At 36.9% G+C, this 23,743-nt stretch carries 13 protein-coding genes and 1 tRNA gene; 10 read left to right on the forward strand and 4 right to left on the reverse strand.

Annotated elements, in window-relative coordinates; translation table 11 throughout:
* The first annotated feature begins 37 nt into the window (after positions 1–37).
* Both CRS_RS03535 and CRS_RS03540 read left to right on the forward strand, forming a co-directional pair.
* The gene (locus CRS_RS03535; RefSeq protein WP_142722712.1) at positions 38–496 is read left to right on the forward strand and encodes a lipocalin family protein; all 459 of its coding nucleotides are present in this window, start codon (positions 38–40) and stop codon (positions 494–496) included.
* A 21-nt stretch (positions 497–517) separates the two neighbouring features.
* A complete protein-coding gene (locus CRS_RS03540; protein WP_142722713.1) occupies positions 518–967 on the forward strand; it encodes a hypothetical protein in 450 nt (149 codons plus the stop codon).
* A 224-nt stretch (positions 968–1,191) separates the two neighbouring features.
* On the opposite strand, the gene CRS_RS03545 is transcribed toward CRS_RS03540, so the two are convergent.
* From CRS_RS03545 to CRS_RS03560, 4 genes are all read right to left on the reverse strand, one after another.
* Positions 1,192–1,533: a DUF962 domain-containing protein gene (locus CRS_RS03545; protein WP_142722714.1), complete on the reverse strand. Its 342-nt coding sequence runs from the start codon at positions 1,531–1,533 to the stop codon at positions 1,192–1,194.
* A gap of 151 nt (positions 1,534–1,684) precedes the next feature.
* Complete coding sequence (locus CRS_RS03550; protein ID WP_142722715.1) at positions 1,685–3,367, reverse strand: APC family permease; 1,683 nt, start codon at positions 3,365–3,367, stop codon at positions 1,685–1,687.
* A gap of 105 nt (positions 3,368–3,472) precedes the next feature.
* On the reverse strand, positions 3,473–5,737 hold the full coding sequence (locus CRS_RS03555) for a CocE/NonD family hydrolase (protein ID WP_142722716.1): 2,265 nt from the start codon (positions 5,735–5,737) through the stop codon (positions 3,473–3,475).
* Between the two features lie 183 nt (positions 5,738–5,920).
* Entirely contained in the window at positions 5,921–8,158 is a 2,238-nt protein-coding gene (locus CRS_RS03560; RefSeq protein WP_142722717.1) for a CocE/NonD family hydrolase, read from the reverse strand.
* A 257-nt stretch (positions 8,159–8,415) separates the two neighbouring features.
* On the opposite strand from CRS_RS03560, the gene CRS_RS03565 reads away from it, so the two are divergent.
* The 8 genes from CRS_RS03565 (at position 8,416) to CRS_RS03600 (ending at position 23,741) form a co-directional block, all read left to right on the forward strand.
* Positions 8,416–11,379 carry a tetratricopeptide repeat protein gene (locus tag CRS_RS03565; protein ID WP_142722718.1) on the forward strand — a complete coding sequence of 988 codons (2,964 nt, stop codon included), beginning with the start codon at positions 8,416–8,418 and terminating at the stop codon, positions 11,377–11,379.
* Between the two features lie 3 nt (positions 11,380–11,382).
* Positions 11,383–11,874 (forward strand): hypothetical protein, encoded by a 492-nt coding sequence (locus CRS_RS03570; protein ID WP_142722719.1) that lies wholly within the window; start codon positions 11,383–11,385, stop codon positions 11,872–11,874.
* Between the two features lie 35 nt (positions 11,875–11,909).
* Complete coding sequence (locus tag CRS_RS03575) at positions 11,910–13,673, forward strand: TonB-dependent receptor (protein ID WP_142722720.1); 1,764 nt, start codon at positions 11,910–11,912, stop codon at positions 13,671–13,673.
* Between the two features lie 58 nt (positions 13,674–13,731).
* Positions 13,732–13,803 (forward strand) — tRNA-Arg (locus tag CRS_RS03580).
* 346 nt (positions 13,804–14,149) lie between these two features.
* A complete protein-coding gene (locus CRS_RS03585; RefSeq protein WP_228451170.1) occupies positions 14,150–14,743 on the forward strand; it encodes a CPBP family intramembrane glutamic endopeptidase in 594 nt (197 codons plus the stop codon).
* 239 nt (positions 14,744–14,982) lie between these two features.
* Positions 14,983–15,864: a dienelactone hydrolase gene (locus CRS_RS03590; protein ID WP_172616991.1), complete on the forward strand. Its 882-nt coding sequence runs from the start codon at positions 14,983–14,985 to the stop codon at positions 15,862–15,864.
* A 386-nt stretch (positions 15,865–16,250) separates the two neighbouring features.
* Entirely contained in the window at positions 16,251–16,514 is a 264-nt protein-coding gene (locus CRS_RS03595) for a hypothetical protein (RefSeq protein WP_142722723.1), read from the forward strand.
* A gap of 372 nt (positions 16,515–16,886) precedes the next feature.
* Entirely contained in the window at positions 16,887–23,741 is a 6,855-nt protein-coding gene (locus CRS_RS03600; protein ID WP_142722724.1) for a hypothetical protein, read from the forward strand.
* Positions 23,742–23,743: the final 2 nt, after the last annotated feature.

Below are 23,743 nucleotides of genomic sequence, written 5' to 3' on the forward strand. Positions count from 1 at the left end.
ATATTTGTTTAAATCATATAAAAACACAAACTTTTTGATGTACAAACTGTTTTTACTTGGCTCTTTTATAGTTGTTTCTTCTTGGGTCAATGCGCAAAAATTAAATAAAGAAAATGTTATAGGGTTTTGGAAACTGAAGGAAGCTGGATTTTATGAAGGTAAAAAGAAAGTTGTAAAAGAATTCGATAACTGCCGTCTGATGAGAAATTATGCCATCAGAGAAGATGGTTTTGCTATTTATAATTATGCAGAAGGAAGTGTGGGAAACTGCAGCCCATCCGAACCAAGACTTTCTTTCTGGAGACTGGTAGACAACAGAATCCAGTTTTATGTGGATGATCATAATATCCTTGAAGAAGTGGAGGTGACAATCAATAAAGATCATACAATAACCTTTTCAAGTTATATTCCTAAACAGACAAAGGTAGAAGGAGATGCGCTCGCTGAAAAAATAGTGAACACCGTTCACTACGACATACTCGAAAAACAATATTGATAATCATTAAACCTCTGATTTATGAACTATGTAACGGCAATTTATTTCCTGAATCTGGTATTATATGCCATGTATTTCTTTGGAAGAATTGGAAGTGAGGTTGCAGTGGGCGGCCTTGATTATGCAGTTTCCGGAATTTTATCCCTTTTGCTCATCTTTGCAGGATATCTGAACGCAAAAAAAGGAATGATCTACAGAACGGTTTTATGGATGTTTTTTGTAAATGTGTTATTATTTATCTGTTCCGGGGTGTTTGATCAGTTTGGAAGTAATTTTAATATCCTTTCCACGGGTAACAGTGACAGTTTCCTTTTTTCACTGGCTCTTCTTGTTTATAACGGATATCTTTTTCCTTTGACTGTAGTTCTTGATGGTTCTGGTCTGGCATTGATAGCTCCTGTCATATTATCATTTATTCTGCCATCATCGGGATATATGATAGGGAAGAAGCTTTATCCAAATGCCCACTAAATTATGGTTATTGCGAACCGAAGGTGAAGCAATCTCAACATTATTCATAAGCAGAAAGCTGGAAAAAGAAAAGCTGCTAAGCTTCTTACAAACTATATGTATGTAAGACACAAGGATTTATATTCGATTTTCTTGCGCCTTAAAATATATCACGTATAAAAATTTTTTGAACTTTTGGGTTCCCAACACTTAACATTTTTAGTATAAAAAGTATGGGGAAAATTTTAAGGCTCCTGATTTTGAGTTTCACTACTGGATGTAAAGAATTTCTGCTTACCAATCAGCAATTCAAAAAACAGTCTGAAATCTGAGATCAGAGACCATAAAGGATATTTAAAAGTCGCCGGCTTATTTCTCTCAATCACGGCATGACTGAACCAGGCAAATCCGTAACCTACGATGGGAATGTACCATAGAAATCTTTCTTTTCCTGAACTGATAACATATCCAATAACGAAAAATACGAGAAGCGTTCCGATAAAATGAAAAATGCGGGTTCCTGTTTTACGGTGTTCTGTAAGGTAAAACTGATAAAACTCTCTGTATGTTTTGATTCTTTCAGCCATGGCGGTTAGTTTATGGGTTCTTATGAAGCTAAAGCAATAATTCTGCCGATTTTTATAAGATAGTAAAAAAATCAAAAAAGCAAAATCGCAAATCAGTTTATGCAACCTTTTTGCCATTTTGCCTTTTCGGAATTTTGTGTATTGCTATTGCTTAGCTATTTCTTAATTCTTTTCCCAGTTTGCTGTTTTTATATCCATAGCAGAAATAAATGACCATTCCGATCAGGAACCACATTCCGAACCAGAACCAGTTCTCGTGGCTCATTCCTGTAAGAAGATACAGACATGAGCTCAGTCCAACCAATGGAATCAATGATAAATTCTTTACAAATGCAACAACGCATAAGATCAGGTTAATGATGATAAAAAAGAAAATAGAAGCTCTGAATTCTCCTTCATTAGGATCTGACCAGTTCATTAGATTGTCAAAAAACTCCGGCTGCCATTTATAAAAAACAATTAATCCGCCAATAAAAACCACAGGAAAAATGATTTTACCGTTCACGTAAGGCAGGTGGAATCTGCCTTTGATCTTTTCCTTGGCAGGAAGAAGAAGTACCCCGGCACATACTAATACAAAGGCAAAAATAGTTCCGATACTTGTAAAGTCAAGGATAAAGGTTTTATCTGTAAAAAGAATAGGAATTCCCACTACAATCCCCGTGACAACAGTTGCATACGATGGTGTTTTATATTTAGGATGTATCTTCTGAAATCTTGCAGGCATCAGTCCGTCACGGCTCATGGCATACCAGATTCTCGGCTGCCCCATCTGAAAAACCAATAATACGGTAGTAATGGCAACGATGGCAACGAAAGAAACAACCAGTTCCATCCAGGCTACGTTAGCATTTGTTTTTTCGAATATGAATGAAAGCGGATCTCCTACACCATCAAATTTCTTATAATCCACCATTCCTGTTAATACCAATGTTAAAGCAATATAAATTACGGTACACAATACAAGAGAGATGATCATTCCTTTCGGTAAGGTCTTCTGCGGATCTTTGGTTTCTTCAGAAAGTACGCTTAAAGCATCAAATCCAATATAGGCAAAAAATACTCCGGAAACAGCACTCATTACTCCGGCAAATCCATTAGGCATGAAGGAAGGTGTTCCTGTTGCTGGGCTTACAGGAGTCCAGTTTTCAGTATTGATGTATGCAAAACCCACCAGAATAACCAGTAGAATGACTCCCAGTTTTAAAATTACCAGAGAGTTGTTAAAGTTTTTACTTTCTTTTACTCCTACATAACAAAGCCATGTAATTAAGCCATTGATGACTAACGCCGGAATATCTACAATGAACTTCAAACTTCCGATTAGGGGAGCTGTTTTCCAGGCATTTAATAATTCTTTGTTTTCTGAACCGTACTGAACAGCTTTTCTCGCTTCAGTATAGCTGCAGGTCAGATAATCAGGGATATGCATTCCGAGGCGTCCTAAAAAACTGGTGAAATAATCTGACCAGGAAAAGGCTACGTAAATATTTCCGAAAGAATATTCCATGATCAGGGCCCAGCCGATGATCCAGGCAATTAATTCTCCAAAACTGGCATAGGCATATGTATAGGCAGATCCCGCCGTAGGAATTCTGCTGGCAAATTCAGCATAGCATAAAGCGGTAAACCCACAGGCAAAACCACAAATCAAATATAGAAGGATAACACCGGGACCTCCTCTGAAAACGGCTTCTCCCAAACTGCTGAAGCTTCCAGCTCCGATAATAGCCGCAATACCAAAAAATACAATGTCCCATACACCTAAGACCCTTAAAAGTCCCGTCGAAGTATCTGTATCTGAATAGATTTTTCTTCTAAAAAGTTGACTCATTCAATAACTATATTTGATTTGAAAAAAAGCAAATGTAATGATTTTTTATTTTGATGTTAACAGTTGTTAAGAACATTTGAATAAAAATAGTTGACCGGAAAATCTTTAATCCTTATAAACAGGTATTTCCACATAACTGTCGTTGTACCATTTTATTTCCAAAGGCTCACCGGCATCTTTTATGGTTTCATCACTTACATTTTTCCCTGTACCATAATTGACCTGCCAGCTCTTATTTTTATTAACCCCTACCAATAAGACCAGTTTGCTTCCCTTTTCTATTTTTTTGCTGATGAAAAATGAGTTTTTGATCGGGATCTGCTCCTTTTTGCCAGGCTTAAGCAGATGACGTTTGGAATTGTTTTTTGCATAGCTGGCTCGGGTAAGATGTGTAGACAGTAAAAATATCTTACCATCCGGCTGTACCTGATATAATAAGGTTTTGGGATCAAAATCCTTCTTGTTGATGGAAACGTTGAATATTCCGGATAAATTTCCGCTTACTGTAATATCCTTCTCCAGAATTTCACTTTCAAAATAAAGAGAATTGGTTACATACACACTATCCTGTTTGCTTACTGTATGATAAAGATATTTCGGATTTCTGTCTTTAAAGTCAATGGTCTGTTTGGTAAATTGTTCAGTTTTGGGTTTCTCAAAAACTGAAGAACCGTTTTTACGATCCTGAAGATAAAATTTAAGAGAAGATGAGTGCATTTTATCAAGAGTAGGAACATGTTTCCATGTGTTACTGTTCATGATCTGAAAATTGACTTTATCTTTCAGAAGTTCCGGTTTTTTGCCATTCTTCAGAATATAATCGAACCATGAAAAAGCAAGGTTATCAATACTTATTCTGGCTACAGGATCTATGAGTAGGTTTCCATAGCCGTAAACATAAACATAATTGTATCCATAGCTTTGAGCTGCTGCATGATCATAAGGTCCTATCACTAAATAGTGGTTAGGGTTTTTATTGTATTTGTGATGTTCTTTATAATAATATAATGCTCCGATCTGATCCGCATCATAATAGCCAGTAGTTGTTAAAACAGGAATGTTTATTTTGGCAAAATCTTTTTTATAAGGAACCATGTTTTGCCAGTATTTATCATAACCGGGATGATCCAGCCATCTTTGGAATATTTTATTGGGCTTTCCGCTTAAAGAATCCAGGGCTCTGAATGATCTGCCGCTTTTGTACCACGCGGTATTGATAGAATCCCATTTTGTATCATTATTAAAGCTTGCTTCATCAGTCAGCTTATTATTGGTGACATAGTGAATCCACTGGAGCATATAGCCCTTGAAGACATTATTTTGAGAAGGATAATCTATTCCGATTCCTACCGAAACCTGAGGTACAATGGTTTTCAAAGCCGGGTGCAGTTTTTTGGAAGCTGCCCATTGGCTGAATCCTAAATAACTTCCGCCTATCATCCCTACTTTACCATTGCTCCACGGTTGTTTGCTTACCCAGTCTATGACTTCATAAAGATCCTGAGCTTCATCTTCAAACGGATGATTGGGGTCATTGCTGTCTCTTTTTCCACGGGTATTAACCACGGCTCCTACATAATTGTAAACAGCTGCTCTTTTCCCCATTCCTGCATCTACAAATTCTCCGGCATAAATATTATTGGTAAGTATAACGGGAAGAGGAGAGGTGTTTTCTTTTTTTCGTACAATCGTAATGGTGAGTTTTGTACCATTTTTTAAAGTAAGGATTTTGGATTCGATGATGAATTTTTCCTGCTCCTTTACTTTAAACAGCTGCATAATCTGGGGCTTGATGCTTGAGTAGGTCTTATAATTGACATAGTTTTTACATAAAGCCAGAGCGGAAGCATAGTCTATACTATCCTTATCTTTTTGTTTGTCAAGTGCTGCTTTCAGCCTTTTTTTATGATCTCTTACATCTGAATCAATATCCAGAGTAAGCCCTACTTTGGCAGTCAGCGGCTCGGATAAACTTTCATATCTTGTGGTAAAGGCGGCTTGAAGAGCATCAGGAAACGGAATTTTTTTATCCTTTTCCATCAGCTTAGCCATACTGTAGATTTCATGAGCAAGATGTTTGTTCCCTGCCATGTTGTGATCTGCATATTCCTTACGGTAATCAGTTATACTTACAATAGAATTTTTGTAATCTTTTGCAGCGAGCTGTAAACGAAACAGATTATCTAAAAACGTGAGTATATACTTCGGCTTGTTCTTAGGAGACTGATGTTCAGTAATTACTTTTAAAGCGAGTTCGGGAATTTGTTTTTCCAAAATAACAGAATCTGTTGTTGCTGCTTTCGGAAAATAAAACTTCTGGGCCTGCATTAGATTGACAAAAAATAATGCTAAGAGTATCTTAAATTTCATTAATGGTATGTTTTGAGCTGGTGATGAAAAAGTATCACATCAAAAAATGTACTTGATCATCGTATTGCTCAATGGGTTATTTTTTTAGCGGGCTAAATTAAGAATTTTTATTAGTAAAGAATGAAATGATTTCATTGTTGTTTTATTGCATAAAGTCTGCTGAAATGTTTTTAGAAAAGGTTTTTAGTCTTTATAAACAGGGATTTCCACATAGCTGTCATTATACCATTTTATCTCCAGAGGTTCTCCGGAATCCTTTATTGTTTCATCACTCACATCTTTACCGGACCCATAATTGATCTGCCAGTTAGGATTCTTATTAACCCCCACCAATAAAAGCAATTTGCTTCCTTTCTCTATCTTTCTACTCATGAAATACGAATTCTTAATCGGAATCTGTTCCATTTTATAAGGTTCAAGAAGCTGTCGGTTTTCATTGTTCTTTGCATAGCTGGCCCTCACGATATGAGTTGATAGTAAATAGGATTTTCCATCCGGAGAAATCTGGTACAGATAGGTATCCGTATCAAAATCTTTTTTATTGATGGAAACATTGAAAACTCCTGAGAGGTTTCCACTCATGATGATATCCTTATCAAGAATTTCACTTTCGAAAGCGATAGAATTGGTCGTTTTTATACTGTCTTTTTTGCTGACTTTATAATAGGTGTCTTTCTGATTTCTGTTCTTAAAATCAACGGTTTGCTTTGTAAAGCTCTGGCTTTCTGGTTTACTGAATACTGAAGAGGTGTTTTTTTTGTCCTGAAGGTAAAACTTCAACGCAGCATTGTGCATTTGGTCAAGATCGGCAACATGTTTCCATGTATTTGTATTCATGACCTGAAAATTGATTCTGTCTTTTAGTATTTCAGGCTTTTTGCCTCCCTTAAGAATATAATCAAACCAGGAAAAAGCAAGATCATCAATACTGATTCTGGCTACCGGATCAATAGGATTTCCATTCACATACGTAAACCCGAAATTTTGTGCCCCTCCATGATTATAAGGACCAATTACCAGATAATGATCAGCTTTTTTATTGTACAGATGATGTTGCTTAAAATAATACAGCGCGCCAATCTGATCGTCATCATAATATCCTGTAGTGGTCAGGATCGGAATATTGATTTTAGAAAAATCTTCTTTGTAAGGAACCATTTTCTGCCAGTACTCATCATATCCCGGATGATCCAGCCATTGCTGGAATATTTTGCTGGGTTTCCCGCTTATTTTATCTAACGATCTGAATGATTTCCCGCTTTTGTACCATTTACTAAAAATAGAATCCCATTTTACAGCATTGGTAAAATCTGCCTCATCGGTAAATTTATTGTTGGTTACATACTGAATCCACTGCAGCATATAGCTCATGAAGACATTATTCTGGGCAGGATAATCTATTCCGATTCCTACTGCTACCTGAGGAACAATTGTTTTTAAGGCAGGATGAAGTTTTTTTACCGCAGCCCATTGACTAAAGCCTAAATAACTTCCTCCTACCATTCCCACTGTTCCATTGGACCATGGCTGTTTGCTTACCCAGTCTATCACTTCATAAATATCTTCCGATTCATGCTCAAAGGGATTGTTTATATCATTGCTGTTTCTCTTACCCCTGGTATTGACTACGGCTCCCACATAATTATAGGTAGCAGCTCTCTTTCCAAGGAAATTATCAATGGGACCTGCATAGATATTATTGGTTAAAATAACAGGAAGTGGAGAAGTGTTTTCCTTTTTGCGGACAATAGTGATCGTTAAGGTATTCCCATTGATCTTAAGGTCTTTCGTTTCGGTAATGAATTTTTCCTTGTCTTTTGAAGCCAGCAGCTGCATGACCTGAGGTTTGATGCTGGAGTAGGTTTTATAGCTCAGATAACTTTTACATAAAGCCAGAGCTGTTCTGTAATCGATGCTGTCCTTGCCTTTTTGCTTATCCAGCAGGGTCTTCAACAATTTTCTGGATTCTTTCACATCTCCGTTCAGAGCGAGCTCTAGTCTTGGAATCAAATTTTCCGGAAGACTTTCATATTTCTGATTAAATACTTTCTGTAGGGCATTGGGAAAAGAAATGTTGCTTTCTTTTTGTTCCATCTTAGCAAGACTGTACAGTTCAAATCCAATATATCTGTATCCTCCCATATTATGATCGGCAAACAGATTGCGGTTTTCAGAAAGAGAAGCGAGTGAATTCTTATAATCCTGGGCAACCAGCTGTAAACGGAAAAGATTATCCATAAGATCAACGGTATTTTCGGGTCTGTACTTTGCCGATTGAAGTAGGGGAATCACTTGCTGGGCAAGTCCGGGTATCTGCTTTTCCAATATAACAGAGTCAGTTACAGCGGTCTTTGGGAAATAAAATTTTTGTGCCTGCACCAGGTTGACAAAAACTAATGCTAAAAGTATCTTAAATTTCATGTCTTGGTGTATTTATGGTATGTTTTTCGCTGCTGTTGAAAAAGTATCAGCTCAAAATAGGTTTTTGATAACTGTTTACTAAAATTGTTTATATTTTATCAGACGAAAGTAGTAAATTTTATCATTGAACAGTGAGAAAATTTTCATTGTTATTAAATTGTTATTTATAACCATTAAATCTGCTAAAACTTGCTTAAACAATAAGTTTTTAATATTTTCGTTAACTTATTTAGACTAATTTTCTTATATCAAGAAGAATGAAATCAAAAAAAATACTTTTAGCGGCTGCTGTAATATATTTCGGAATCTCCGATGCTCAACAGTCCCAATATTTTACCCAGAAAGAAAATTACAGGTTCAGCCTAGCAGAAAATCTTTATCAGACCAAAATATACAATGCTTCACAATACGAATATGCAAGACAGTATTTCTACAATCAGAATCTGTCCCGTTCGAAGAAAGAAGCTGCGCAGTTTTTTGATAATGTGATCGGTGTGATTCTTCAGAAAAATCATGCTGAAGAAGGGCTAACAGCGTTCATGAAAGAATATCCGAACTCTGCTTATTTTGCTCAGGCCAATCTTCCCCTGGCAGATTACTATCTGGCAAAAAAAGACTTTGACAAAGCGCTGGAGACCCTTAAGAAAGTGAACCAGTACCAGCTTTCCAAAGAGGAAAATACACAGTATATTCTGAAGCTTGGATATGCAAAATTCATGACAGGTGATTCCAAAGGAGCAACGGATGCTCTGGAAGAAGCATATAAAACAGCAGATCAGTCTCAGAAAGGAGATATTGCTTATATGCTGGGACATTTATATTACAGCAACAGGCAAAATGACAAAGCCTTCCAGTATTTTGATTCGATAAAAGATCAGGATAAGTTCTCAAAACTGGTACGTCCTTATTATGTACAGATGTATTACAATGATAAGAACTACGATCAGGCGATTACAGAAGGAAATGCGCTATTGAACGAAAATATTTCAGATTCTTATAAAGCAGAAGTCCACAAGATCATAGGGGAGAGTTATTTCATGAAGAATGATTATAATTCTGCTTATCCCCATTTAAAAAATTATCTGAGTGTGCAGCAGAATCCATCTGAAAACGATTTGTATGAGATGGGATTTGTGGCAGCACAGCTGAAAAAATATGATGAGGCGGTTTCCTATTATAACCAGCTTCTGAACAGTAATTCTGCTTTGGCACAGAATGCTTACTATCAGTTAGGAAATGCTTATCTGGCAGTAGATAAAAAACAGGAAGCACTTTCTGCATTCCGTTCTTCTTACCAGATGGATTATGATGCGAAAGTGAAAAAGCTGGCTCACGAGCAGTATGCTAAACTAAGTTACGATATCGGGAACCCGTTTGAAAGCCCTTCTGCGGTTATTCAGAGTTATATCAACGAAAATCAGAATGGGGCCAATGCCACAGAAATGAGGTCATTATTGGTAAAATCATATCTTTATTCAGGAAACTATAAAGAAACTCTTAACGCTATTGACCGATTGCAGAGTTCGACTCCTGAAATCAACAAAGTAGATCAGGAAGTTTCTTATTTACTGGGAACTGAGGAGTTCAATAAAGGAAATTATGATGAAGCGGAGAAGTATTTCTTAAGAAGTCTCGGTTTCAATATCAATAAAGAATTCAACAGCAGAGCTTTGTACTGGCTGGCACAGGTATATTACCAGAAAGGGAATTATCCATCTGCGATTGTTCGTTATGAAAAGCTTCTCAACGAAAATTTCCCTGAAAAGCAGCAGCTGCCATATGATTTGGGATATGCCTATTTTAAATCCAAAAAATTTGACCAGGCTGCTACTTATTTCAAACAATATCTTACCAATCCGAAACCAGAGTTTAAAAATGATGCAGAACTTCGTCTTGCAGATATTCATTATGCCAATAATGACCTGAACGAGGCGATTGCTATTTATGACAAGAATGAAGATGCAACGGATTATACTTTGTATCAGAAAGCAATGGCTTTAGGATTTAAAGGAGATACTCAGGCGAAGATCAACAATCTTAAAAATCTATTATCGAAATATCCGGATTCCGAATATTATGATGACGCCCAATATGAAATAGGAACGGCTTATGCGGCTCAGGATGACTTTGCCAATTCCAATGATTATTTCGGAAAAGTAATCAAAGGGTCTTCTGACAAAGATCTGATTGCGAACGCTTCTATCTACAGAGCACAAAACTACATTGATCAGAATCAGAATGATAAAGCGCTTTCTGAACTGAAATCTTTGGGTGATCGTTATAAAAATACGGCATATGCCCAGAAGATTGTTCAGGCTGCGAAACCGATCTTTACGAAAAACGGAGATGTTTCCGGATATGAAACATTTGCCCAAAATATTGGGGTGAATGTAGATACCGCTGAAATTGACGAAATCAACTTGTCTACCGGAAAACAATATTTCTCCAAGAAAGATTATAAGAACGCCATTTCTTATTATGAAAAGTATCTGACACAAAATCCGACGGGTGAAGGATTGTACCAGGCGAAGTATGAATTGGGCGAAAGTTATTATCAAACCAATAATTCAACTAAAGCTTTACTTGTGCTTCAGGAAGTAGCTGGAATTCAGAACGATTACCAGGATGATGCGCAAACTCGTTTAGCTCAGATCTTTATTGCACAAGGGAATACAGCAGAAGCGAAAAAGTACCTTGAAGGCATTAAAAACTCTTCCAATATCAGCATTAAAAATTATGCAAATGTTGAATTGATGAAACTTTATGCTGAAGAAAATAACTTCTCTGAAGCGGAAAAACTAGCCAATGCAGTAATCGCCAATTCTAAAAACTCAGCAGCCGTTATTGAAACTGCCAAAGTGATTAAGGCGAGAAGTCTTATGAATTCAGGAAAAGATAAAGATGCACAGTCTGCCTATACTTCTCTTGAAAAATCATCCAACACTTCTGTAGCTGCGGAAGCTTTGTATGCAAAAGCATACTATCAGAACAAAGGGAAAGCGTTCAAGTCTTCTAATGAGACAATCTTTAAGCTTGCCAATAACTATGCATCAGAAGAATTTTGGGGAGCAAAAGCATTGGTACTGATGGCGAAAAATTATATCGGCCTGAAAGATAATTACCAGGCAAGTTATACCTGTGATCAGATCATTGCAAACTATAAGGACTTCCCTGAAATTGTTGCAGAAGCAAAAGAGGTTAAAAAACAGATTAAGAAATAGTTCATGAAGGTTTTTAAAATTGCTGTTTATTCTTTCTTAGTTTCGGCTTCACTATGGAGCTGCATTCCATCGTACAGTGCATATCCAAAAGAGTATAACCGTGCAAAAGCTGACTTTCCTAAACAAAAGGCTTTTGTAGTGAATAAAGACCTTAAGAGAGAGTTTGAGATTTTAAAACATTCTGATATTTATGAAATCGTAGAAGACAGTACCCATGCAGCTAAAATCACACTGCATCCGATGCTGACCCGTACACCTCCTTGTGGAAATCCTATGATAGGAAGTATGCTTACAGTGGGGTTGTTGCCTTCAGGATTTCCATATGATATTTCTTACAGTTATGATGTAGCTGAGAACAGTACAACGAAAAATTATCAATACAAATTACAAGTTTATCAAAGCCTTTGGCTGTTTAATATATTCAGACTGGGGAGAACTTTTTCAAAACAGTCAGGGAAAGCTTTATTAGGCAGTTATATTGCTTCCAATAAATAAAAGCCCGTTATATATTTTTTTCAAATAAAGAAAATATGAACAAGAAAATTCAATTATTATCCATATTATTTTTAGGGGTTTCGTCGGTGGCGTTTTCCCAGATCAAGGAGGAAAAGCTGGTTCTTAACAAAAAGAGAGAACCGGAAGTGAAGAAGATCGAGAAGAAGAAAACTTCTGTGGAGACAATTAAAAATTATCCGCCGGAAGAGAAATCGCAGACTCCTGTGAAGTATACCATCACAGATGTTCCTGCTGTTTCAGATTTTAAAACTTCAACGATTCAGGGAGAGGACGTAGCACCGAAATTTGACGGGACCGCTCAGAATAACTACTTCCAGTTCGGAATGGGGAACTACGGGAAAGTCTTAGTAGATGGAAATGTTTCCAAAACCCTTGAGAATAAGCTAGAAGTAGGAGCAGATGTTCATGTTCTTTCTACGAATGGTCTTAAAAAAGATTACGACTGGAAATCCGGACAGACCTCAGCCAATATCGGAGCTTTCTTAAATTCTTACGGCGAAAAGGGTAAATTCAATCTTAATGCTGAATATGGTCTGGACAGCTATAATTACTACGGAATCTACGCGATGCAGCCAACCGGTGAACTTGATCTGAAACAAAAAGTAAATCAGTTTAAAGTAAACGGGTACTATGATTTTTATTCCAACGAAATCCTAAATGATGTAAGGGTAAAATCATCTTTCCTGAAAGATCATTTTGATGCACAGGAAAACCAGGTTTCCATTCTGGCTAATTTCTCCAAACATGCTGTTGAATTAGGAAAATCAGGGATCAACCTGAATGCTGATCTGGGAGTAGGTGTAGACGCTGTAAAGACAGATTTTGCGATCAGAGATAAAAACTCTGCCAACTTTTTTAATACCAGTCTTACTCCGAAAGTGACTTTCAGAAAAGGTGATTCTTATTTGATGTTAGGATCTTCATTCTCCTTCCTGAATGCTAAGAATTCCAATGATCAGATGGCACAGCAAAAGAACAATAAAACCTATTGGTTCCCGCAGGCTGAGTTCCAGTTTGCAGCGGCTAATGAATTTAAATTCTATGGAGGGGTAGATGGTGGTCTGAAACTGAACACTTATGGAGACATGCTACAAACCAATCCATTCATCCTTTCTGACCAGTTTTTAAAGCCTACAGAGACGAAATATCATTTTTATGTAGGGTTGAGAGGTGATATTGATGAAACGCTGAAATATGACTTCTCTGCCGGCTATGGTAAGATGAGAGATATTATGTTCTTTAAAGCCAATGACCTTTTTGACAACAGCTCTGTTAACCGTTCTGCATATAATTTTGCGAATACATTCTCTGCGGTATATGATGATGGAAATGTAAGTGATATCAAAGGAAGTGTACAGTATTTCCCATTGGCAAATCTTATTTTAGACGGAGAATTGAGATTTACGAAGTACAATTTGAAGACTTTTGATAATATTTATAACGTTCCATTGTTCAATGCGAGCATCGGAGCAAAATATACCATGCTTGACAAGAAGCTACTGTTAGGGTTCAAAGGAATATTTGCAAGTGACAGAACGACAAACTCTTATGCGATTGAAGCAGTGGGAGCTCCCAACGTGATTTTGCAGTCTACGGAGAACACAAATGATAAAGTTGGGGGGTATGCTGATTTAAATCTTTCTGCAGAGTATAAAATTCACAAAAATTTCAGTATTTTCGCACTCGGAAATAATCTTCTTAGCTCAAAATACCAGACGTACAAAGGCTACAAAGTCTTAGGTGCACAGATTCTGGGAGGAGTGAAAATTACTTTCTAAAGGGTGAATGATAGGTAATCAGGTATCTCATTACTTATCATTCATCACTGATGAATAAGGCTGCATAGTTTAATGGATAGAACTTCGGATTTCGGCTCCGACAGTGAGGGTTCGAATCCTTCTGCGGTCACTCGGACGGACGAAACATTTTTTTTATGTTTTGTCCGTCTTTTTTTTTTGAAATTTATTGGAATTATTAACCCAGAGGTAAACACAGTGGCTTTATGTAATTATTTGTACTTCAATATTTTATAGGATTTATGTAATTTTAAAGCAATATAAAATTTCACAAAATGAAGAGTACATTGATCTATTTTAAGGTTATCCTATTTTATCTTTGCAGTATGGCATTGTTTGCTACTTCAAATGCAATTTTCCATAGCAGTAAGTTCCCGGAACTATTTTCACTGATATTTGCCGTATTCTTAACGAGTGGATTAATTTATATATTCATAAGTTGGGACAAAATTTCACTGATGCAAATAGGTCTTGGCTATCAAAAAAACTGGTTTTCACGATTTGCCACAGGGCTCTGTATCGGAGCTGTGATGGTAGGTGTTATGGCTTTGATTATTACATTTTTAACCCCTGTAATTTTTGAAAGATCACCCACGTTTAGGTGGAGTCAATGTGCTTTATATATTCCGCTTTTTCTTTTTGTGGCTCTTAGAGAAGAGCTTGTTTTCAGAACATATATATTATGGAGACTGAAGGATAAAATAGGTCCAATATTAAGTTTGATTTGTGTTACAGTCATATTCATTGCGGAGCATATGATGGCGGGTCTATCTTTAAAAAATTCTTTGATCGGATCAGGATTGGGTGCATTGCTTTTCGGAATTGCTACCTTGAGAACAGGAAATATAGCATTGTCTGCAGGTCTGCATTTTGCATGGAATTCAATGCATTGGATGTTTGGTTTTAAAGATAATACAGGATTATGTATTGAAATAGTACCTAAAGGCAGCGAAAGTTCAGGCGAAATTGTTGCCTATATTACGTATAGTGCTGTGATGCTTCTGGGGATTATCGCTGTTATCTTATTATTTAGACCTCAGAAAAATGGCTGATACCTCAACAGAGAAAGTAATAAAAGTTTATAATTCTGATTTGCCTTTAACCATAATGGATGTTTTACTAAAAATGATGGTTAAGCAGTGATTTAAGACCAATTTGAGTCATGTAATAGAAACAGGTTTTTAGCTGTTTATAGTATATAACTTATAATTGTATGAAAAGGATTATTCATTTACTATTACTATTTTTTATCTTTTCTAATTTACCCGCGCAAACTAAAAGCGTGAACCAGATGTCCGAAAAATATATTGATACTTCAAGAGGGGACCGTATTCTGCTTACGGAGATCTGGTATCCAAAAGAGGTATCTGGCTTTTCTAAGACGACGGGTATCCAAAAATATCCATTGGTATTATTGTCTCATGGTACCGGAGGAAATAGATTCAGTTTAATCTGGTTAGCAAAAATGTTGGCAAGTGAAGGTTTTATTGTAGCGTCGGTAGATCATTTTGGAAATACAACAGACAATAAGATCCCTGAATATTTTGTCAGATATTGGGAACGTCCACTGGATATTTCATTTGTGATCGATAAGCTCCTGAAAGAACCGGCGTTTTCTTCAATAATAGATCATCGTAAATTGGCTGTAGTAGGCTTCTCTCTTGGAGGGTATACATCGTTGGCTTTAGCCGGGGCTGGATTAGACTGCTCTCTGCTGAAAATAGCATCCAAAAGTAAACAAGGAAAAAAAGAACTTACTGTTCCTGAAATGGGTGATCTCAGAGGACTCATAGATAAGATTGACTGTCAACAGGTGCCCGGTCATCTAAAAGATAAGAGAATCAAGGCGTTTGTTGCGCTTTCACCGGCTATGGGTTTAGGTTTTTCTTCCAGGGAACAGTTTACCGTAAATTCTCCGATCCTTATTATAGGGGCTGAGGCTGATACTATTGCTCCGATAAAAAGCAATGCTTTAAAATATCAACGGTTTATTCCTTCCTCTGAGATTCATATACTTAAAGGGAATATCGGACATTATATTTTTCTACCGAAAATCAAAAAATACGAAGCTGCTGAGGCTGTCTTTTTTGAAGACCCGTCAGGCGTTGACAGAACAATAGTACATCAGGAAGTTGGTGCAATGATAAAAGATTTTCTGAACAGAAGCTTATAAATATTTGACACATTGATGTGGTTGCAGACGAAATTTATTAGACTCTATACTATTTTCCACTAAACTCTTGGAAGCTATTGCTGAATCTACAAAGTGTCTGGATTGTGCCGGATTTATTACAATATCAGGATTCAGGCTCTTAATAACCCTATACAATATCCGGATGTTATTTTGTCTCAAAAGCTATGATGGCAATAACTATCATCAAATTGTAGCTACTTATTGTAAATTTTCAAAATTATTAAAAGTCTCTGCTATAGTATTAAAATAAATCTAATAATGCTTTATTTCTGTTTATTGCTTGTTATTATTTTTATTTTAACTAAAAGAATATATTTTTCTTAGAATAATCAAAAGAAATGATTAATTTTAAGAAAACTTATATCATGAAAGCTGGAATCATTGTCAAAGATCCGGGGGATGATGGTATGGAAAATGTGGGCGGCTCCGATGTAAATCGTATGGCTTCTGCCTTAGTAAAATTTCAAAACAGCTTCAATTCTGAAGTCAGTATTTCTTTTGCTGATCAACATCAGCTATTAATATTTCGGGTTGCTCTTTTTGGGAGCACTGATCAGTTTCTTTGCCATAAAGTCAGGCACAGTCAACATTCAAAAGACTATAAATACACATTACGATACCTGTACTGATCAAAAAATCAAAACAGCGACGGTCTCTTTAAATCATCTGAAAAACTCGTCTCTTCAGCCTATATCCTCTTTTATTGTAAGTAATAGTACCCAAAAGGGTAATTGACATGACAATATATAATTACAAAATTTGTGATAAGGATAAGCTGTGTTGTTTAATCTATACAGATATCATTCAAAAAATAAAAACCATCAAATGCATAATACCATGAATTTTAAATTTATACAGAAATTCCCCCGGTAATTATTTAAAACAATATTTACAGTGATTGATTTTATAACTGATTTTCCAGAAATCAGTATCAGCGATGGTCTTATAGCTAAAATAACGACCTGTATTTACGCATAGTTTTTCATCTAGAAATTTTAGATATGGATACAAATATTCTCAGTGAATTTAATTTAAAGCCTCTTTTTGTTTTCAAATTAAATACAGAACCTCAATATTTGGGGGCTTTTGCAGGACAGAAAGACAAAGATAAGGAGTTCCCTAAAACCTTGACCTGGGATATTCCAAAAGGAACGGAATGGTCGGAGACTTCACTTTGGATACTCCCGCTTACCCGCTCAAACGGTCTTTACAGTTTGGATTTCAATAGCAAATTTCAATTTAAAGAAAAAAAAACAGTAAAAATTCAGAACTGTGAAATTGGAATTTTTAACCAGTCTTCAGATTTAGAAAATTGGGCTGATTATAAAAATTTGAAACAGACAGAAATTAATTTTGATTTGAATTTTGAGAGCAGACAATTTTCTGTTTCAAAAGAAGCTGTTCCTTTTACGATAGCTCAAGATAATCAGGAAATATCTGGTTGGTTTTTTGGAACAAGCACTATTGATATCCGGGAAACACTCTTGAAATTTGAGGGGCTGGAATGTGATATTGTCGATAGTACGGGCCGTAAAAATGATTTCCATATATGGTGTGGGATGAGGGTAACGTCTGGAAAAATCTTTCTTTCCATTAATAATTCTGACCAGGACGATGAAACACCAGGAAATGATTGCCCTTTGGTTTGGAGCCATAAAGGATTTTTGGATGATACGATTTTTTCCACCTATAAAAATGAAAATGAGCGTAATGGTACTTTTAAACTTGAAAATGGAGAACTTGGTTTAGGATATAAAGGGAAAAACAGATTTTTATCAAAAGCTCTGGCTTATATAGATTATAATGCAATCGTAAAGCCTGATAAGTTCTATTCATGGTTTATACAGGAAAATAAAAATCTTTTCCCGTTTTTTAAAATCGTAAAGAAAGATGAAATTACAAAAACACTCGACCGTTTTATAAAAAGGGGAGGCAATAATTTGTTGTATTTTTTCCAGATTAACCGGTTTTCCGCAGGACAGAATGTAAAGTCAATACTAACCTGGATTGCCGGAGGGCTGGAAGTTTTAGAAGTAAACAAATGTATTGGAAATGTTGCTGCGGCAAGAATACAGGTAGATAAAGCAGGTGTGGAAAGTATCAGCCCTACATTTAAAAATCTGGAATTTGATAATCTGAAGCAGATCGTATTGGAACATTCGATTACAAATATGCAGGTTTCTTTTGTTGGAGCAGCAATATTTGCTAATCCACCGGTAAGTGTAGCAAAAATTACACAGCTTGAGTTTGATTCAAAAAATAAAAAACTGGAAATCCATTTATCCAATATCAGGAAAAATGATTTTGAAAGGCAGCAACTCTTTTCCGGGAAACCTCAGATAATCATTAATAATCTGACTTTCAGTACAGACAAAATAGGTAGAGAAAGTGATAATGGTACTCTATTCGGATTCAACATCTTTACAAGCAAAGATGTCCTTTCAGGAATCAAAGGGGGATTGAACGATGGTACATTTGCCTTTGGTTTGGAGGAGCGAGGCAAAATTGAGACGAAATTTTACTTCTCTCTTCAGTTGCAGAAAGCTCAGAAACCCCTATATATCTGGGAGTATTATCAGAAAATTGAAGACGGTGATACTATTGTTCCCTGCTATACAATCGAAGATTTCAAGCTTCCTGTGAATTCTGTAACTCCTTTATCTACAGATCTTTCAGGTCAGGAACGGTTTATTGTGGATGACGACAGAATTTCTATTGCCAGTACCGGAGCTCTCCGCCCTGAGCAACCCCTTATTATTCCGATATCTAAAAAGGATAAGCAAAAATATTGGCTTTCTTTCAGTGAAAATATTAACGTAGGTCAGGACTTCTTTTTCGCAACTGAACTACTTAGTAGCCCGGAAGATAAAGGAGACCAGTCGGTATTAGATATTGTGGTAGTTGGCAACGAACCGCAGACAGCTGTAAAAGTACAAACCCCTTTTGGGACCAGTCCAAAGTATGACAACGGAAAATGGGTAATAGCGCGTAAAAACAGTCTTTCAGCAGATGGCAATGTCTGGGAGATCCTCAACGAAAAAGCCAATGATGAAGGAATCACTTTAACATTCCCTCCTCAGGTGATAGGAGAAGCTTTTCGGAAAACTATTAAAGGTGAGCTTTTCCATGAAGAACCTGATGGTGAAAAGTTGGTGGATTTTAAATTCAGTCCACCTGCTGTTATTAATATTGCCAATGAACAGCTCAACCGGCAAATGGTAACTGCCCCCTGGAATCTAAGAAATCTTTTCGGAACCTACGGAGATTCAAATCCGGGATTGAGACTGCTGACAGCCCAGTTTGAACTGCTTTATGGCATGAGTGCCCATTTTGAGAATAGAGATGCTTTCATTGCCGAACTCGAAAATAAGCTGGGGCAAATGGTAAAAGCACCGAGAGGAGCAATCACCTGGGAGCACAATGGCCCACAGTCTGAGGCTTTTAAAGGAGCCTACGCCGTTTTTTTCCAGATTCTTAAACTCTATGTTTCCCGACTGGCTATTTATGAAGTGTCCGCTTTCAAAGACAAGTTTCAGCCTGCTAAATTTAATTCTGGGGTTAATTATTTCTTTAGAATTGATGAAAATAAATGGGTGGAAGAGCACCAGAGAGATAGAAAATTGATGAATGGTAAAGGAGCTAAACTACGCTTTCCCTTTAAGAACACACCAGAGTATCTGAAGGATATTAAAGATAAGTACCATAAAGATGATGCTGTTGAGGAAGGTAAGCCCGTTAATCCCTTATCCGGAGGGTTCCATTGGGGATTCGAGTCCAAAGCGGTGTATTATGAATTAATGACTCAGGGATTGCAGAAAGGTTCATCCTCGGGCGAAATAGAAAATCTTGCCTTTTCTTCTTTGGGAGGCTATGGAAAACAGGTAGCCCGCTTTGCGAATGATAAAACCATCATTAAATCTACCACCAGCATGGGAAGAACCCATTTCTATGCAGTAGAACGTATCGGAAGAATTGGGGTGTTCTGGAACAAAGCCAAACACGTTATTGAGTATGAAAGAACTGTAGTGCCTTCCGAACAGTTTGAAGGTACAGGAAATGAAGGCAGGATCATTGTAAGAAAAGTAAGAGAATTCATTGAAATTTTAGAACCCGAAAGAAAATATCCTGAATTTGGAGGCGAAAGCTATGCGGCGGGTTCAGTAATGGGAACTCATTTCAAATCTATTAAAATACCTGTTAACTCAACCTGGGGAAGGGATCTTACCCATACAATTGGTAATGAAGAAAAACCATTTGGCTGGGAAGTTCCTCTCTGGAATAAAGATGCGAAATCTTCGGTGTATCCTTTTCCACAGATCATGCTGAGTGTAATGGCAGCTAAGGAATCAGGACAGGCAGAGGTTTTGTGCAATATCGAGAACCCTGAAAACATATATTTCTACACTGATGTAACAGAACATGTGGCGGAAAAAGAAATTACGGCTGAAACCAACGACTGGCCAAGCATTGCCGGGGTAGACTTTACTTTCCAGCCTTTTACCAATATTTATGTACAGGCACCACCCTGTCTGGATTATAACGATCCCAAACTGGTCAATGCCCCTTTACCATCGCCTGTCGAAGTACTTCCGGGTTTTGAAAGATTTACGTTTAAGGTATTACCGTCCGACATGCCTGTTTCTGCGAATGGAGCCTACAATGATAAATCTACGATCTCGGCCAAGCTGCGTACAGTGACCATGCAGAGAAAAACAATCGCGGCGGCAGAAAAAAGTATAGAAGACCGGTATAAGGCTGACAAATTTCTGGAAGAAAGCAATAAAATTCTTGTAAAAAATTTCAATGGGTACAAAGGACTTTTATCGGCTGGAAGACAGCAAGATATCAATAATTTAAAAAATCACTTAAAATCAGGAGTCAAAGAACATATTATATCCTTTTTCCAAAAGAATGAGACCAATATTGATATGGTATCTAAAATTCTGGAACAGGCTAAAGCAGCTCCTGCTTTGAGGTATCTGAGCCAGTATACTGCATCAGATGGCAGAAAATATAGTGATTTTTACAGTGATATCAGCACTAAAGATACTGGAACATCGGAGGATATTCTGTGGGAGCTATCCACTATTATGCTTTGGAACCAGCTGGTCAGTATGCTGGAAGCGACAATCAGTACTGTTGATAAACATTATACCCTTATGTTTGATACCCTGAAAACAGAGCTGCATAAGTATATTGACGAGTTTAAAGGTGATGATTTAAAGGGAAAAGTAAAAAAAGAAGTTGAAGAGCTTAAAAGCAAAATCATTTCTGCCGAAAAATTCATCGACCTGCATCTTGGGTTTATGGAAAAGTTTTTTATTGACGAAAACAAAGGGGTTAATGATAACTTGAACGCCTTTGAACAGGAACTTGACAAGATCGCTGTCCAAATCAATCAATCTATTATTGAGATCGAAGACGATGTGAAAGATCTGTCAGATACATTGAGTATTCCGGAACTTAAAACCAAGGCTAAAGAAATATCTGCATCGAAGATCAATGAGCTGTTGAAATTAATTGAAAATCAGATTGATGCTTTAAGTATTCATCAGAAAGTAAAAGAAGAAGCAAAAAGAAAGCTTAAGGGATATACTGATGTCAGTCTGATAAAACTTATTAAGGATAAAGTAGAGGAAATTCCGGGCACCTCTCCTGTGGATGAATTGAAAGACAGTATTATTGCTGTGCTGAATGGATTGAAAAGCCATATAAACAATGAAATTGATCAGGTAAAAAAGCTTCCGGAAGAACTGCAGAAAGAATTAGCGGTTATAGAGTCTGAAATAAAAGGGATTAAAGAAGATATAGAGGATAGTATAAAGCAATTAAAAACTGGAATAGATGGCTGGATTGGAGATCAGAGCAAGGGTTTAATTCAAATTTTGGATAGTTTAGAAAATGACAAGGTTAAAATTAAAGAGGCCTGTGATGTTAATTTTTTCAACAAAAAGGATGAGATTATTCAGGTCCTTTCCAAAGGCTTGATTGATTTATTAATCAACAAATACAAAGAAACAGATCTTACTTTTCCACCCGTTGCTCATGTGTTTAACAAGGTTGATGCATGGATGAAAGACATCATTGCCGATTTTAATGCACTGCTTCATAAAATAAATTCGAATCTCAGCAACGACCTGTCAAATATTCAAAGTGTCGTTGATAAGTACCTTGATCCCGCTCTTGATTTATACAATGAATACAAAGCCATTGAAGATGCTATCGGATCTGGTGACAAAGATAAACTCATCCAAGAAGCCAATAAACTTTCGCAGGCCATCAATCAGGATTTTGGCCATGCAGCTGGGAAAGTAACAGAAGCTTATTATCAGCTTGAAAATGTGCAGAACAGTGTCGGAGATCTCGGCAAGGAACTTCAGAATACCCTTTTCAATTACCGTTCCGTGATGGAGGATATCAAAGCGGTAGACCTTGGAATTAACCGTAAAACGGTAGAGCTGATCTACAATTTTAAAGAATCCTATGCGCCAAAACTTCTGATGACTCCCGTGATGGGAAAACTGGAAAAACTGAATGATAGTTTAAGTGCGGTCGGGGTTAATATTCCTTATGGAGCGTTGGAAGAAAAATTTATCGCGCCTATGAAAGAATGGGGCAGCAGTTTTGCCAAATCGTTTTCAAATCAGTTTCCGATGTCCAATTTACTTAAAGATATCGGTGGTTTTAAATTTGATAACCTGCTGCCCTTCCTGAAAGGTGACGATGCCTTTTTCAAAGCCGTAAAAGTAGAGAGCAAAGTGGATGAAAAAGCAATGAAAGCCTGGGTAAAAGCAGATCTGGATTATACATTTACTGATGATAATACCTTGATGAGCATCGGTCCGCTGAAAGTGCGGATGCTCCGGAATGCCAAAATAGAAGCCCATGCCTATGAATCTATAGATATTGACAGGCATCGGAAGAGTGATAGTTTTGGCACCCTTAAATCTACCTTTGAAATTTCACTTTCAGGAGCGCCATTAATGCTGTTTAAAGAAACTGTAGTAAGCTTTAAAAACGGGAAATATGATTTTGATCTTGATCCAAGCCGTATGGAAATGCCCGGATTATTAAAATTACTGACAGATGCTTCCAAGAATATTCCTGCTTCAGATCCTTCTGCAGCCGGGGAAGAGAAGAAGTCACCTTTCAAAATGCAGATACTGAAATACGCTGTACCGAATACAAAATTAGAAATTCCTATGGGAGTAGAAGCAACATTAGATTTGCCTCCTTTATCAGTAGGAGGTGGTCCTACCGCTATTTCCAATCTTACGTTTGGAGGACATTTTCGACTGAAAGCATTAAATACAGACGTTACACCTGCCAAATTAGATTTTAATATGGGGCTTGGTTTCTACCTGGGTAAAAGAGATCTGCCTTTTAATTTCACGGCTTTTATCCTGGGAGGCGGAGGTTTTATTGATTGCAGCTTCAGCTATCATCCGTCAGTAAGTAAAAAGCCCGTTGTAACTTTTATCATGAGTGTTCACGGTAGCGCCGCATTAACAATTGCTGCAGGATGGATTACCGGAAGTATCATGGTACTGGCAGGAATAGAGGTGGAATATTATTCAGACAAGGGCAGTACAAGAATAGAAATGTTTGTCGCCATCATCGGAGTAGTAGATATTCTGGGTTTAATTTCAGTCTATCTCAGCCTGCGTTTATCCATCAATTACCAGAGCGATGCCGTTGGAACGGTATTATATGGAGTAGGAAGGGTAAAAGTGAAGATCAGGATTTGCCGGTTCGTTACCATCTCAGTCAGTAAAGACTACACAATGGTTCTTAAGGGTAAATCAGAAAGTGTGAAAAATGAAAATTCCCAAAAAATTGCAACCTCTTTAAACTAATC

This window comes from Chryseobacterium sp. ON_d1, assembly GCF_006829085.1.
Classification (GTDB): domain Bacteria; phylum Bacteroidota; class Bacteroidia; order Flavobacteriales; family Weeksellaceae; genus Chryseobacterium.